The organism is Thalassovita litoralis (assembly GCF_900182725.1).
GTDB lineage: Bacteria > Pseudomonadota > Alphaproteobacteria > Rhodobacterales > Rhodobacteraceae > Thalassobius > Thalassobius litoralis.
Genome location: NZ_FXTO01000023.1, coordinates 21,061 through 36,563 on the forward strand (window position 1 = coordinate 21,061; position 15,503 = coordinate 36,563).

Here is a 15,503-nt window from a genome sequence, read left to right on the forward strand (position 1 = left end):
GCCAGCCTGTTGGGCCGCCTGCGGATGTTTTCGAACGGTTGTCGAAAGATCGGGGAATTATTTGTTCTGGATCTGGTTGAACAGGGCTTCGCCTTTGGGGCCAGCCTGCTTCACCCATTCCGCCGCCGACTGGCGCGAAATTTCCCCGAACCGGGCTTTCAGCGCATCATCTGCGGTTTCGTGGATGGTGATCCCGTTTTCACGGAACGCGGCCTTGAAGGTTTCAATCGCGGCCTGTGCTGCGGTCCAGTTGGTTTCGGTGTAGACCTTCCCGGCCTGAATCAGAGCGTCCTGATATTTTTCAGGCAGATCGTCAAACGCATCCCGCGACACATGCAGCAGGGTGACAGGGGTGGAATACCCGATATCGCTGAAATCGGTAATGCCCAGATCCCATGCCTTGATCGTTGCGCCGCCAACTGACGAGGTCAGAACCGCGTCAATGACACCCGAGGACAGCGAAGGTACAACATCGCTCCAGGCCAGTTGCACGGGGGTCGCGCCAACCTCGCTAAAGGCATTGGCGGAAAATGAATCGTAGGTGCGGATTTTCACTCCGGCGAAATCCTCGACGCTGGTCATCTTGTGCTTGCCGAAAATGCCGACGGCGGGGAACGTCCCCCAGCCGATCATGATCTGATCGTGATTTTCAAACGCCGCCTGAAATTCAGGGGTCACGATGGCCATCATGCGCTGCACATCGTCATTCGTCGGCGCGACAAAGGGCAGACCGACAACGCCGAACACCTGCTCATACCCGATCAGCGCCGCTGCCCCGGTTTCGGCCACTTCGACCACACCATCGCGCACAACTTCGAAATTGTCTGCGGCTTTGAAGCCCAATGAACCGTCAAGGTTCAGTTCAAGGGTAAAGCCGCCGTCGGTCAGACGCGACAGTTCTTCGGCCATTGCGGTGAACGACGCCCCGACATGGGATTTCGACGGATAGTCCGATGTCACCCGCCATTTCACATCCTGCGCGGACAGGGTGGTTGCGGTCAGCGTGGCAGCAACGCTGCCGATTAGCAGTGCGGTTTTCATGTCTCTTACTCCTCCTGAAGAGTTCGGGCGCCGAATCTGGCAGCTCACAAGAAAGCTATCCATTGCAGAATATATATGCAAGACATATATACTATGTACTGCATTGTTGCTATTTATGCGGCGGCGCGGCAAAACGGATGGAACAGGAAACAACTTGATGCGCGACATGACAGATTTTCACGAACTCCCGGATGCCGTGCATATTTGCGCTTCGGAACTTGCGTTCTGGGGGCCGCGTTTTGCGATGGTTGCCGCGAATGAAAAGCTGGCCGAAATGGGGCTGACGCGGTCGCATTTTCGCGTGATGTATTTCGTGCGGTTTCGCGGCGGTATCCGCACGAACGAACTGCAAGAACTGTTGATGATCAACGCCGCCAGCCTGAATCGCGTGATGAAGGAACTGGTTCGCGATGGCATGATTGAGCAGGTCACAGATAACGAGGATCGGCGGTTTCGCCATCACTATGTTACTGACAAAGCGATAAAAGTTTTGGACATCGCCTTTGCAGAGCAAAAGGCGACGCTGGACAAGGCCTTTGCCGAGGTTGGCGAAACTGCGATCCGTCATTTCCTTGAGGTGCTGTATCATCTGGTCCCGCCGGAACGGCGGGCTTATCTGACGATCCAGCCACAGGATATTCCTTCTGGTGCTTTTGCAAACCCGACGGAACGCTAGCGGCACCCTTGTCACTACGATCTGATAATGTCCGGCAACCGGCTGTCATCCTGTGGGTGGGAACCGGATCAGCGCGGCCACCAGCCTGCGCATGATGGCAGTGTTGCGCAGCGATTTCTGAACCGCCACGGCCATTGGGATCGGGGTGCCTAGTTTGAAATTCAGCGCCACGAACCGTTGATTGAACCCCTGTGTCCGCGCGAAATTGTCTTGGACAATGCCGATGGCGTCACCCGTTTCAACCAGCCGCGAGGCGATTTGATAGCTGCCAATGATATGCAATCGTCGCATCGGATCACCCCCAAGCGATGCCAGAACCTCCAGCAATGGGGGGACAATCGGGTTTTGGGTATCCGGTGCGACAATGGGATAGCGGGTTATGTCATCCACGCTTAGCCCGCCCCGTGTCGTCAGCGGGTGGCCCTTGCGGACATAAAGCAGCGGTTTCAGATCGGGCAGGGGGGTGCAAACCGTGCGGGGGTCTTCGTCCAGCACGCGGCGGGGGCCGACAACGGCATCGACATCCCCCTGCCGAAGCTGTTGCAGCGACACATCCAGCGGCATGGCAAACAGATGCAATCGCAAATCTGGGTCCGAAGCGATCACATCCAGCACCGCCCGGTTCATCAGCCCCTCAAGCGACGCCGGTGTGACAGCCACGCGCAACAGCGCCTCGCGTTTCTGGCGGGCGGCGGCCATGTCCGCGCCCAGCGTTTCCACATCAGACAGGATACGGGCGGCGCGGTCGATAAAGGCACGACCATCCGGCGTGGTATCAACCCCACGGGCGCGACGGTCAAACAGGGTCAGGCCCAGTTCGGTTTCAATATCCGCAACGGCCTTTGTCACCGCGGATTGGCTGATGTTCAGCGTTTTAGCAGCGACCGAAACCGATTGCGCGCGATCCACCGCGACAACATATTTCAGCTTGGTGAAATTCATGCGCTATTCCAAACTTAGATATCTTTGGACAAAATTCTATTTGTTGAATTGATCGGTCAAGCGCAGAATTCGCCCGCACCAGACGGAGGAGCCACGATGACCAAGACTATTGTTGCCGGTGTCGGCATGACCAAATTCGCCAAACCCGGCGCATCCGAAACCTATGACGTGATGGCCGAGGATGCGATCCGTCAGGCATTGAAGGACGCCGGGATCGGGTTCGAAGATATTCAACAGGCCTATGCCGGGTATGTTTATGGCGACAGCACCTGTGGGCAAAAAGCGATTTATCGCGTTGGCATGACCGGGATTCCGGTGGTCAATGTGAACAATAACTGCTCCACCGGATCGACGGCGCTGTTTCTGGCGCGACAGGCGATTGAATACGGGATTGCCGATTGCGTGCTGGCTGTAGGGTTTGAACAGATGCAGCCCGGCGCGTTGGCATCGGTCTTTACTGACCGGCCCAGCCCGTTCGCGGATTTCGATACCACCTGTGATGCGCTGGTCGACAATGCCGATATTCCGCTGGCGTTGCGCTATTTCGGGGGCGCAGGCAAAAGCCACATGGACAAATACGGCACCACGCTGGAAGATTTCGCCCGCATCCGCGCCAAGGCCAGCCGCCATGCCACCCGCAACCCGCTGGCGCTGTTCGATAAGGAAGTCTCGGTCGAGGATGTGATGCAGGCGCCGGTGATGTGGCCCGGCGTGATGACGCGCCTGATGGCCTGCCCGCCCACCTGTGGCGGCGCGGCGGCGATCCTGTGTTCCGAAGATTTCGCACGCAAACACGGGATCGACAGCCGGGTTCAGATCACCGCGCAGGCGATGACCACGGACACCCCCGCCACCTTTGACGCGCGGGACATGATGCAATTGGTTGGCTACGACATGACTGCCGATGCCGCCCGTCAGGTTTACGAAGCCGCCGGGATCGGGGCCGAGGATGTGGATGTGGTCGAACTGCATGACTGTTTCGCCCATAACGAATTGATCACCTACGAAGGGCTGGGCCTGTGTCCCGAAGGTGGGGCGCAGAAGTTCATTGCCGATGGCGACAACACCTATGGCGGGAAATATGTGACGAACCCATCGGGCGGGCTGCTGAGCAAGGGGCACCCGCTGGGCGCGACCGGGCTGGCACAGTGTTATGAACTGACAGGTCAATTGCGCGGCACCGCCGGGCAGCGGCAGGTTGAAGGCGCCAAAGTGGCGCTACAGCACAATCTGGGCCTTGGCGGGGCTTGTGTGGTCACGCTGTATCAACGCGCCTGAATGAATGCGGCGGGGCATAACTGCCCCGCCACCGCAATTTTGGATGCCTTAGCCCCGGCCTTCGTGATGCCGGATTGCGGCTTCCATGACCCGGCGCATGGCCTTGCGGCGAAAACCCCAGACCTGCGCGAACCAGTTGCCGAAACGTGGGAACCAGATGAACGGCATATGCGTCCATGCCGGAACCGTGTTGCGGCGTTTGCGGCCCATGATCATGCGTTCTGCCGTCCATGCCGCCCACGACAGCGGGAATTCAAAGAACAACAGTTTCGAAGTCGACTGGATCAGCCCGCCATAGGTATCTTCGTAGATCGCGCCGTCAATCAGTGGGGTGCGGATAAAGGTGGGGTGGATCGTGCCGACCTCGACCCCCCAGCCATACATTTCGCCGCGAAAGGATTCCGCCAAATTCAGCACCGCCGCTTTGGAGGCAACATAGGAGCCAGCAAAAGGCAGTGCCACTGTTGAACTGATGGAGGACGTGATCAACACATACCCGGCGCTGTCGCGCAGATAGGTGGCTGTCGCCCTGAGTGTGCGAAACACGCCGTTCAGGTTGATGTCGATCACCTGAAGCCATTCGTCCTCTTCGGCCAGCATCAGGGGCTTGGCCCGCGCGATTCCGGCGTTGGCCCAAACCACATCAATCCGCCCGAAGTGGGCCGCGGTCTTGTCGGCGGCGGCCTGAAGCCCGGCCATGTCGCGCACCGATCCTTCGATCGTCAGAATGTCGCCGCCTAATTGAGCGGCTAAAGCATCCAGTTCCGGTTTGTTGATATCAAACAGCGCCAGCTTGCAGCCCTTACGGTGCAGCCGTTCAACCGTTGCCCGCCCGATACCTGTTGCCGCCCCGGTGACAAAAACCACCTTGGTCATGTGTTATCCCTCCCTTTTTTGGCCTTGCGGCGCCAGATGTTAAATCTGACGCCCGGCGCCTTCCCAGTATTGTTGGCGCAGGTCTTTTTTCAGCAGCTTGCCGACCGGGCTTTTGGGCAGGGTGTCTACGAAATCCACCGTTTTGGGGGATTTGACGCTGCCCAGTTCGCCTTTGCAATAGGCGATCAGATCATCCGCGCTGATCTCGGCCCCGGCTTTCAGTTGTACCACGGCTTTGACCGCCTCGCCCCATTTGTCATCCGGCACACCAATCACGGCGGCTTCGTGGACTGCGGGGTGCTGCATCAGCCAGTTTTCGATTTCCGACGGGAACACGTTCAGCCCGCCGGTGATGATCATGTCCTTGGTGCGGTCCAGAATGCGCAGGTATCCGTGGTCGTCCAGCGTGCCGACATCGCCGGTATGGTGCCAGCCGTGGGTGGATACTTCGGCGGTGGCTTCGGGGTTTTGGTAATATTCAGACATCACCAGCGCCGAGCGGCAGACGATCTCGCCCTTTTCCCCGGCGGGCAGGATGTTCCCGTCTTCGTCCATGATCGCCACCTTGGCAAAGGGCGAGGCGCGGCCCACGGTATCCATCCGATCCGCGCGCAAGGTGCCATTCGCGTCATAGCAATCGGCAGGGGTCAGCACCGTCAGGATCGCCAGCGCCTCGGTCTGGCCATAAAGCTGCACCCAGACCGGGCCAAGCAATTCGGCCACTTCGCGGGCACGGTCGGGGGCCATCGGCGCGCCGGTGGAAATGAAGCTGCGCAGCGACGAAAAATCAGCTTCGGCCACGTTCGGCTGGGCCATGATCGCGAGCGTGGCGGTGGGCGGCAGGAAGGTTTCCGTCACCCCGTATTTCGCAATATCCGAGATGAAAAGCTGTGGGTTGATGCCGTCGTGGAACAGGATCGTGCCGCCCATCGTCATCACCGGAAAGGCGTAGGCGCCTGCGGCGTGGGTCATCGGTGCGGCGGCCAGATACACGGTGTCGGCGTCAAAGGTCAGCGTCGACAGCATATTGGCGATAAAGCAATCCCATGACCGACACGGCATGACCACGCCCTTGGGTTTGCCCGTCGTGCCGCCGGTGCCTGCAATCACCTGCGCGCGTTCATCATCCCACGGCAGTGCGATGGGATCGGTGCCTGCGTCCTTGATGAATTCCGCAAGGGTGGGGCCGTGATCGCTGTTGTCGTCCAGACAGACCAACAGTTTCAGGCTTGGCACTTCGGCTTTGATGCGATCCAGAATGCCCTCGTACGCTTTGGTAAAGAACAGAACCTGCGCTTCGACCAGCCCCAGAAAATCGCAATGCGCCTGCACCGCGTTCTTGGCGTTGACCGGCAACCAGATACAGCCCGCCCGCAGGATGCCAAGACAGGCGTTAAAGGCCAGCGGGTTGTTATCGCTCATCACCGCGCATTTGTCGCCCAGCCCGAACCCGTTATTGCGCAGCGCGTTGGCGATGCGGCTGTTTTGGTCGGCTGCCTGGGCATAGGTGGTTTCGGTGCCGTCAAAGATAAAGACGGGTTTATCGGGGTTGGCCAGAACGCCACGGTCAAAATGTTCGATCAGGTTCATTTCAGTCTCTCCTTCACAGGCCACGATGCAGGCGCAAACGGGCCAATACTGTTTCGGGTTCCGCATCGGCGGGGATGGTCGCATAGATCGCCTGAGCAACCGGATCGGCCTGCAATCCGTTCGCGGCCCAAACGCCATCCAACCCCTTGGGGGTGAATACGATGTCGGCGCTCATGGGGCTTGTGATATCCGCCTGCGTTGCCAGTGCCAGATGCCAGCGCATGTGACTGGCAAGGTTTGACAGCGGGTTCAGCGCCCATTTGTAATTCGCATCCGCCGCTTCGCCATCGGGATCAACGATCATGATAAACGCCCCGGCGGGTTGCCCCAGCGACCCAAGGAAATCGGTCAGGTAGACCGCCGCACGTTCGCAATCGTCTTCGCCAATCTGCGGCAGGGGGGTGCCATAGGCGAATTCATGCGCCATATTCAGCAGTCGCAGCGGCGACGACACCGACAAGGCCAGCGGCTTTGATTTGCGGGCATCTGCCGTAACATTACACAGCCCCGATACCAATGCCCGCAGGCCGGGATCCCCCATCAGCGTTTTGAGCGGATAGCTGGACCGCGCCCGATAGGTCATTTTATCCTTCATATGCGGGTTGCGGTGCAGATAGGCCGCAATCACCCGGTCCAGATCAATCGGTGCAATCGCCGGGTCCAGCAGGCCCAGAATTTGGCGGTAAAACCCATCAAATTCGCCGGGGGTCAGCCAAGGGGCTTCGCCGCCTTTCAGGAACAGGGTTTGGGCGTAGTCCCAGAAGTCCAGCCATACCAGCGGGCTTTCCAATCCGGGGAATTTTTCGGTCAGGTCGCGTGTCATTGTGTTGCCCTCAAACATATTCGCTGTCATCCACATCCACCCCAAGCGTGCGGCGGATTTCGCGCAGCAGGTCGCGCCGCGACGCCGCCAGCAGGAAGGGATCGTTCAGTGGTAGCTTGCCATCGCGGAAAATCAGCCGCGGCAGTTCGTGCCGTGTGTATTCCACCACATCAAATTCCGGGTCGATTTCATGGACGAGGCCGGAAATCGTGATGTCGCCCACCATTAGCATCACCAGTTCACGATCCAGCGGGACACGGTGTTTGCGCAGGTTCATCATGATCTGGAGCCAGAGTGTGGTCAGGTCTTTGGTGTGGCCCTTGGCGCGGTTTTTGTCCCAACGCTGATACATCTTGTGCAGATCGTGGCTTAGGGCTTCCTTGGTTTTTTCATCCGCCATCCACGGACGGTCCCCAAGATAGTTGTCGCCCTGTAACCAGCCATCCACAGCCGCCACGCACAGATAGGCGCGCAACTGGCGTTTGATGTAATAGTTGGGGAATTCATGGGCCAGCCCGGTATCCAACAGCACCGCCTTGCCCTCGCCCTCGATCAGGATGTTGCCCGAGTGCAGATCGGCGTGGAAGAACTTGTTGGAAAAGGCCATGTCGAAATACATCGAATAGATGTTCCGGGCCAGGTCCGGGTCATGCTTGCCGCGCTTGCGCACGTAATCCAACGCCTTGTCGCCATTGATGAATTCCATCGTGATCACTTCGCCCGATGAAAACGCGTCATAGACGTCCGGCAGACGCAGCCAGTCCTTTTCGGCGAAGTCGCGGGCAAAGCGGCGGTTGTTGTCGATCTCCAGCCGGAAATCCATCTGCCCGCGCACGGCCGCGCCCAGTTCGCTCAGCATTTCGCGGGGGTTCATGCCCTTGAAGCCCGGAACGATGGCGCTCAGAACGCCAGTCATGGTGCCAAGCGCCTTCAGGTCGTCGGTCACACCTGCTTCCAGATTGGGGCGCTTGACCTTCACGGCCACTTCGCGCCCGTCTTTCAGCCGTGCCTTATGCACCTGCGCGACCGAGGCCGAGGCGATAGGCGCATCTGGGAAGTCGTCGAAAATCTCCTCGACCTTGCGGCCAAGGCTGCGTTCGATGATCTGACGGGCAAGCCCGTGTTTCATTGGCGGCACGTTGTCCTGAAGGTTGCGCAACTGTTCTGCCACCCGCACACCCAACAGGTCTGGCCGGGTCGAAAGCACCTGCCCCAGCTTCACAAAGGTGGGGCCACAGGCCACCAGATAGCTGACCAGATGCTTACCGATTTTATCTTGCCAGCGCCCCATGCGGGTGCCGCGCTTGGCCAGAAGCGAGGTAGCCCCCGACGCCGCGACTTTCGTCAGCATCCACCCCAGAAGCCCTTGCACGCGCAGGAACTTGCGGAACGAAGACAGCGTCCACGGTTTTTTCATTTCCTCGGCGATGGGATCGTATTCGATCTCGTCATCTGTCGAAACGCCCGACACCACGCGGCGGTTCAGGACTGCCTCGTACACCATTTTGGGGTCGGGTAGCATGATTTCACGCGGGAATTCGCCGGGCATTTCCTTGTACATGCCGCCATAGATTTCCGGGTCATCATTCCATCGCCCGAAATACAGCAGCCCCACGGGCGGCGAGGGTTTGACGTGATCCGCAACAAACTGATCCCATGTTTTACCGCGTTTGATGCGGGCCATGCGTTCAGCGCGGCGGGCCTCTTGGGTCTTTGCCTCGTCTACCAGCATCGTTTTGGGGTCATAGGCGATGTGATAGATATGGCTGGCGGTCCAGTCGGAAATCAGCCCTTCGCGCAGATCCTTGATGATCGCCGCAGGTTCGCGTTCCAGACAATCGCCATAGGCCCCGGCGGCACCCTGATGGATGACGTATAGTTCCCCCTCGAACGCCAGTTCAAATTCCAGCGCCCCGGCGCAGGTTTCGTAACTGGCCCCTTTGAAGGGACGTTTGTTCAGCAGATCAACGACATCCGCATCATATCCTGCGGTGCCTTCGGCCAAGGCCTCGAAGACGTTTAAGCCTTTGATTTTCGTGATCGGATAGCAAGGCGATCCATAGCCGCCAAAAATCCCAAAGGTTGACGGAAAACGCGACCCGTTGGTGATCGCCTGAAAGCCGAACGTCGATTTGCCATAGCGTGCGTGCATCGTCTGATACCCGGCGCCACCGCGGTATTTGCCGAATGTGGACAGGTCACGGTTAAACTTTTTCGACGAAAACATGACGATCGGCAGGTCTTCTTCGGTCTGTTCGGTTTCGCCCACGTCGTTCATCTGGGCAAAGTTGGCACAGATCGAATGTTCACCATCCCGGTTCCAGCGCGCGCCGCCCGCCATGCCGTTCAGGTCGGCGCAGACATTACCCACCTCGTTGCCGTGCTGGGTTGTGCCGCCGTACATCATGCCTGCGGGCTGGTTATACCACGGTGCCTTGATCGTCGCGTGTTTCTGCGGCACCTGAAACATCAGCTTGGTCAGCGCCAGTTCGGTCGCTGTGATCAGCTTGAACCCGGTGGATACGTTTTGTGAGTTTGGCACGTCATAGGAACAATCCAGCAGGCTTTTGGGATCGGTGACAAATTCCACATGTTCGATGATCGCCGGGGATTTGGGCAGGTCCGGCCAAAAGAAGTTCATCAGCGGCACCATCGTGCCCAGTTTGGCGGTGACAATCGTGGCGTTGATCGAACGGTTGTGCAATTCGGGCGAGGAGCCGCGCAGATCAACCACGATCCGGTTATCCGGGGTCACGGTGATGGCAAAGTTGACCTTTAGCATCGCCGTTTCGCGCGAGGTTGAATCGATATAAAACTGGCTGCGCACCGTGCCGCGCGGCAGTTCAGCAATACGGCGCTTGGTTTCGTCGGCCACCAGTTCCATCGTGTGACGCATGGTGCCAACGACCGCGTCCAGCCCGTAATCGGCGACCGCCTTGTCGTATTCTTCGGCCAGTCGCACACAGGTTGCCAACCGGGCGCGCAGGTCGACCAGCATCACCTCTTTTTCGCGGACCGAGTTTTGAAGCAGCGTGACCAGATCGGATTTAAGTTGATAATTCTCGGCAATCTTGATGGGTGAACCGCGGAAGCCTTCCTCGTAGGGGCTTTCGATGGACGGCCCCATGCCACCGGGCGCACGGGCGCCGATTTCGCCTTCGTGCATGGCGCAGACGGTCCATGACACTAGCTCGCCATCCACAAAATGCGGCATGACCATCGACTGATCGGGGTTATGAATGCCACCAAACCGTGCGTCGTTCATGATGAAGGCATCGCCGGGGCGGATGCTGACGGTGGGATCGTTTTGCCAGTACTTCAGGATGTGGCGCACCGGATAGTGCATGACCACGGCAAAGGCCGCCACGCCCCGGTTCGCCAATAGCGCCACATCGCCAATCGACGTCATATAAGCGGTGGACAGGTCCGCGACCTTGGCCGCAGGCGCGGCCACGGTCTGTTCCGCGATTTCGAAATTTTCATCCAGAACCGAAGTCAGCCGCGCGCGGATTTCCTGAAACAGGTTCAGGTCAATATCGCCAGACAGAACCCGCTCTTCCCGTGCGCTGCGCGGGCCAAGGCGGTGGTCATACAGGATGTCCGAATCCGGCCCGACGAAACCTGAATTGGTGGTCAGGAAGTCATCGAACAGTTTTTGTTCTTCGGCGTTGAAGCCAAAGTCATTTTCATCCGCAAAGGCCCCATTCAGCCCGGTTTGCAAATCAAGTGTCATTGGTGTTTCCTCCCTTACCCTTGCCCATGATTGCGCATCAGCCAGACCGCGCCATTGGCGGCGGCCTCCATGCGCCAGCCGGGTTCAACCAGATATGTGGTATTGCCGGGGTTGATGATTGCCGGGCCTTGAATGACCGTGCCGGGGGTCAGCGCCTGCCCGTCGAAACAGGGCGTTTCAACCGCGCCTTCGGTGCCGACAAAATGGCAGGTGCGCATGTTCACCGGCTTTGGCGCGGCGATTTTCTTGTGCGGCGGGATCACGTTGCCCATGTCCACGCCGTCATCATCAACAAAGGTGGCGACCCGGAAATTGACGATCCAGACACCGCTTTCGGGGGCAGGGGTGCCTTTGCCGAACCGCTGTTCAAAATTGGTGGCCAGCTTGCCCACCAGATCCAGCAGATCGCGAATACCTTCAAACCGGCTTTTGTCGACGATAACGGCGGCTTCCATTTTTTGGCTGCCATAGCGCATGTCGACCTCAAGCCGATGGCGGGCTTTGTCTGCACCGATCCCCTGCCGCGCCAGTTCATCCCGGCCACGGGTTTCCAGCTTTTCGACGATCTTATTCAGCGCGTCGAAGTCCTGCCAGAACACCATTTTCTTGGGCTTGGTACCGATCTTGCGCAGGTTGCAGATCGGGATCATCTGGGTGTGTTCATGGAAATGCAGCGGGCTCATGGATGCGCCGCCCGCTGCGGAAAACACCGACGAATAGGGCGGCACCAGAACCTTGTCGATCCCGGCCACCCGCGCAATGCCGCAGGCGTGCAATGGACCGTTGCCGCCATAGGCCAGCATGGTGAAATCCTGCGGCAGATAGCCCTTGGTGCGCAATTCGCGCTGCACCCCGGTGGCCATGTCGCGGTCGGCGGTGGATTTAATCAGCTTGGCTGCCTCGATCTCATCAATGTCCATATCGTCGGCGATGTCCTCCATCGCCATCAGGGACCGCACCCGCCGCAGCGGGATCTTGCCCGAGGCATAGTTATCCACGTCCAGATAGCCCAGCAGCAGGTCGGCGTCCGTCACCGTGGGGTTCAGGCCGCCCCGGTCGTAACAGGCGGGGCCGGGCTGCGAGCCTGCGGATTTCGGGCCGACCTTGATCGCCTTATAGACCGGATCGTAGCTGGCGATGGACCCACCCCCCGATCCCAGCGTGACAAGATGCACCATCGGCGTTGTCACCAGCCAGCGGCCAATGACCGGCTGAAAGTCGTAATGCTTCACCCCGCCTTCGGTGATCAGGCCAATGTCAAAGGACGTGCCGCCCATATCGGTGGCTATCACATTCCCCAGCTCCGAAGTTTTCGACAGGTGTTCAGAGGCATGAATGCCCGCCACCGGCCCCGAATGCACGGTTTGTAGCGCGTCGGTGGAATTAAGCTGGGCCATGCCGCCAGTGTTGTGAACCAGCAGCATCGGCTTGGTATAGCCCTGCTCGCCCAGGTTGACCTCAAGATCGGCCATCGCGTGATACATGATGCCGTGCAGATAAGCGTCCATGATGGTGGACGATGCGCGGACATATTCGCCTTTGCGCCCCGAAACCTGATGCGACAGGATCACCGGGATCGCCCCCAAAAGATGCGAGGGGTATTCTTCGGCCACGATTTCCTGAACCCGCAATTCATGCGCGGGGTTGGATGTGGCATGGGCCAGACACACCACAAGCACCTGAATGCCCTCGTCCATCAAATCCTTGAGCTGATGGCGCAGGCGGTCTTCGTCAAATGCCTGAATGACGTGGCCCGAGGCGTCCATACGTTCGTTCACACCGCGCACCAGCGACAGCGGGATCAGTGCTTCGGGGCGGTCGGCGTTGGTCAGGTCGCGGACGGTTTCCAGATCCAGCCCTTCGCCATAGCCGCGCCCGCGTGAAATGGCAGTTGTCGCCTCGAACCCGTGGGTGACAAGCAGGCCCATCTTCGGTCCCGTGCGTTCGATAATCGCGTTGGTGCCAAGCGTGGTGGCATAACGGATCGAGTCAACATTGCGATACAGCGTGTCGGGCGCGATATTCAGCGTTTCACAGGCGTTTTTCACCGCCTCGTTAAAGCCAAGCGCAAGGTTGAAATGCGTGGTCAGGGCCTTGGACTGCACGATCTGGCTGTTGTGGATGACAAGGCAATCGGTGAAGGTGCCGCCGATGTCTACTGCAATACGGTTCATGTGATACCTCCGGGCCTATCAGAATTGCGGGCGGTCAGATGGGAAATCGGCGTCTGATCCACGGTCCAACACCTGCGGGCCACGTTTGGCCCATTGTGCCTTGAGCGCGTCGATATCGAGTTCGATGTCATGCACCGGCATATGGCCCGGCACCTGATATTCGGTTTCGATCATCGTGCCGCAGCCGGGGCAGTAGAATTCATAGATCACGCACAGTTCAGGATCGGGTGCGAAGGTGTAATCGAAGCTTTTGTCGTCGATCAGCGGGCGATGCACCTCGCGCGGGTCGCGGGCATGGATCAGAGTGCCCTTTTTGTAGTTCTCATGCGCCGAGATCAGCTTGTGCCCGCAGCATTTGCATTCCCAATGCTCATGTTGAAGGTCGATGACCAGATATTCGGTGACCTGGATTTTCATGGTTGTTTCCCTCACCTGTAAGTCAGTTCAATGTCGCCCGCCGGAGTGACCGCAAAGGTCCAGCCGGGCAAAACGGGCAGGGTGAAATAGGCGTCTTCGATGATTGCGGGGCCGCTGGCGGTCATGCCTGCGCGCAGGTCATCCACCAGATACAGCGGTACGGTGTCATCCTTGCCGCCGCTGAACCGCACCGTGCGCTTGCCGCGCGGTTTGATTGGTTCCGACGCGGTGGTGCCGTTGGTCCGGTGGTTGTGACCCAGTGAATAGCTGGCGACCAGTTCCAGCACGGATGATCCCGGTGCCAGTTTGGTCAGGGTCGTGGCCACGTCGTCGCCCGCGATTTTTTGCGCCGGGGCGTCGCCCGTGGTGAGGGTCCATGCCAGCGTGCAATCGTCCAGCGCGAAGCCTTCGGCGAACATATCTTGCCGCGCGCGGGCCAACAGGGCCGCAATGCGCGCCTGTGCCGCTTCGGGGCTGTCTGGCCCGGTCAGCAGATCATCATAACGGTGGCCGATGTCGCTTTCACCAATGCCGGATGCAGAAAACACCGCCGCCATTGATGGCACGATGATGCGCTTCGCACCCACGGCTTCGGCTACGGCACAGATCGAAAACGGTCCCGCCCCGCCAAAAGCACCCAGAACGGTTTCCGGTGTCATATATCGGCTCAGGTGTTGGGCCACGGCTTTGACCCAGGCATCCTCAGCCGCGTCAACGGCTGCGGCCAGATCCAGCCCCAAAGGTTCGGCAATATCGCGCAGGATTGCCGCCTCGGCCCGCTTGCGGTCAAGCTGCATCCGCCCGCCGAAGTAATGGTCGGGATCAATCACGCCTTTCAGCAGTTTCACATCGGTGATGGTGGCCTGCGTGCCACCGAACCCGAAACAGGCCGGGCCGGGGGCTGCGCCCACGCTTTGCGGGCCGACCTTGATTTCGCCGCTGTCCGCCCGGATCACGGACCCGCCACCCACACCGATCGAGCGCAGATCAGACATCGGGATCGACACGCCGACAGTTTCCAGTTTGCCAAAGGCATGGCGCACCGCCTGCCCCTTGTCCACCACGCCGAAGTCGGTGGTCGTGCCGCCCACATCGACCGTCACCAGATGGTCATAGCCATGCGCCCCCGCCAGCGCCACGGCACCGCAAACCCCGCCTTCGGGACCGGAGCCATAGGTCTTGATCGCCGGGGTTTTCGCCACGCGCCCGGCCAGCCCGTCATTGCGGAACACCAAAAGCGGCGCGGAAAAGTTCATCGCTTTCAGTCGGTTGTCGGTGTTGAACAGGAACCGTTCCATCGCCGGATGCAGGAACGCGTTCAAAACGGCGGTCCATGTCGCGCGGGCGCGATCCGGGTCTGCCGTCACGTCCGAGGTTTTCAGGATCGGCACAGTCCCCAGAAGATGTTGCGGGAAACGACGTGCTGCCAGCCGTTGCAGCGCCTTTTCAGCCCGGCCCGAACCAAAGCTGACCACGATCCGATTGGCCCCGCGTGCGGTCAGGCGGTTCACGACCTCCATCACCTGTGCGCCGATCAGGTCGTCATCCTGTGCGGCCTCTTCCAGAACAACGGGGTCCATGACCTCGATCCGGTCGCCGATCAGGGTTTCAAACATCTCGGCGGTTTCGCTGTCGCCCTCGCGCATTTCGGTTGCCGTGGCTTTGGAGGCCAAGATCAGACCAATGCGCGGCCCCTTGCGCTGTACCAGCGCATTGGTGCCTTGGGTGGTGGAATAGCGGATATATTTCGTATCCGCCAAAAGCCGCCCGATATCGGGTTTGCGATAGATGTCTTCGGACAGCAGGCGCAGCCCTTCGAACAGGCATTCCGACAGATCGTGTGGTGTGGTGCGGGTTTTTACGCGGAATTTACGCTCCGCATCAAAGGCCCAGAAATCGGTGAACGTGCCACCGTTATCGACATTGATATACATCGTGTCCTCGATTGTTCGT

At 59.3% G+C, this 15,503-nt stretch carries 11 protein-coding genes; 2 read left to right on the forward strand and 9 right to left on the reverse strand.

All coding sequences use genetic code 11. From position 1 onward, the window contains the following. Positions 1–57: 57 nt before the first annotated feature. Complete coding sequence (gene dctP / locus FN828_RS14780) at positions 58–1,041, reverse strand: TRAP transporter substrate-binding protein DctP (protein WP_185959035.1); 984 nt, start codon at positions 1,039–1,041, stop codon at positions 58–60. A gap of 157 nt (positions 1,042–1,198) precedes the next feature. Between dctP and FN828_RS14785 the strand changes: the two genes are divergently transcribed. Then, positions 1,199–1,717 carry a MarR family winged helix-turn-helix transcriptional regulator gene (locus tag FN828_RS14785; protein ID WP_185959036.1) on the forward strand — a complete coding sequence of 173 codons (519 nt, stop codon included), beginning with the start codon at positions 1,199–1,201 and terminating at the stop codon, positions 1,715–1,717. Positions 1,718–1,762: 45 nt separating this feature from the next. On the opposite strand, the gene FN828_RS14790 is transcribed toward FN828_RS14785, so the two are convergent. Further along, positions 1,763–2,659, reverse strand: coding sequence for a LysR family transcriptional regulator (locus FN828_RS14790; protein WP_142494252.1), 897 nt, complete (start codon positions 2,657–2,659; stop codon positions 1,763–1,765). A 96-nt stretch (positions 2,660–2,755) separates the two neighbouring features. On the opposite strand from FN828_RS14790, the gene FN828_RS14795 reads away from it, so the two are divergent. Next, on the forward strand, positions 2,756–3,937 hold the full coding sequence (locus FN828_RS14795; protein ID WP_142494253.1) for a lipid-transfer protein: 1,182 nt from the start codon (positions 2,756–2,758) through the stop codon (positions 3,935–3,937). Positions 3,938–3,985: 48 nt separating this feature from the next. Here the strand turns inward: FN828_RS14795 and FN828_RS14800 are convergent, their stop codons facing one another. Genes FN828_RS14800 through FN828_RS14825 form a run of 7 tightly spaced genes read right to left on the reverse strand, consistent with a single transcriptional unit; the run spans position 3,986 to position 15,484 of the window. Further along, complete coding sequence (locus FN828_RS14800) at positions 3,986–4,813, reverse strand: SDR family oxidoreductase (RefSeq protein ID WP_142494254.1); 828 nt, start codon at positions 4,811–4,813, stop codon at positions 3,986–3,988. A 39-nt stretch (positions 4,814–4,852) separates the two neighbouring features. Continuing rightward, positions 4,853–6,403: a class I adenylate-forming enzyme family protein gene (locus FN828_RS14805; RefSeq protein ID WP_185959037.1), complete on the reverse strand. Its 1,551-nt coding sequence runs from the start codon at positions 6,401–6,403 to the stop codon at positions 4,853–4,855. A 13-nt stretch (positions 6,404–6,416) separates the two neighbouring features. Continuing rightward, the gene (locus FN828_RS20590; protein WP_185959038.1) at positions 6,417–7,226 is read right to left on the reverse strand and encodes a hypothetical protein; all 810 of its coding nucleotides are present in this window, start codon (positions 7,224–7,226) and stop codon (positions 6,417–6,419) included. A 10-nt stretch (positions 7,227–7,236) separates the two neighbouring features. Then, on the reverse strand, positions 7,237–10,959 hold the full coding sequence (locus FN828_RS14810; protein ID WP_142494256.1) for a hydantoinase B/oxoprolinase family protein: 3,723 nt from the start codon (positions 10,957–10,959) through the stop codon (positions 7,237–7,239). Between the two features lie 14 nt (positions 10,960–10,973). After that, positions 10,974–13,133 carry a hydantoinase/oxoprolinase family protein gene (locus FN828_RS14815; RefSeq protein ID WP_142494257.1) on the reverse strand — a complete coding sequence of 720 codons (2,160 nt, stop codon included), beginning with the start codon at positions 13,131–13,133 and terminating at the stop codon, positions 10,974–10,976. Positions 13,134–13,151: 18 nt separating this feature from the next. Then, entirely contained in the window at positions 13,152–13,550 is a 399-nt protein-coding gene (locus FN828_RS14820) for an acetone carboxylase subunit gamma (protein WP_142494258.1), read from the reverse strand. An 11-nt stretch (positions 13,551–13,561) separates the two neighbouring features. Beyond that, on the reverse strand, positions 13,562–15,484 hold the full coding sequence (locus FN828_RS14825) for a hydantoinase/oxoprolinase family protein (protein ID WP_142494259.1): 1,923 nt from the start codon (positions 15,482–15,484) through the stop codon (positions 13,562–13,564). Positions 15,485–15,503: the final 19 nt, after the last annotated feature.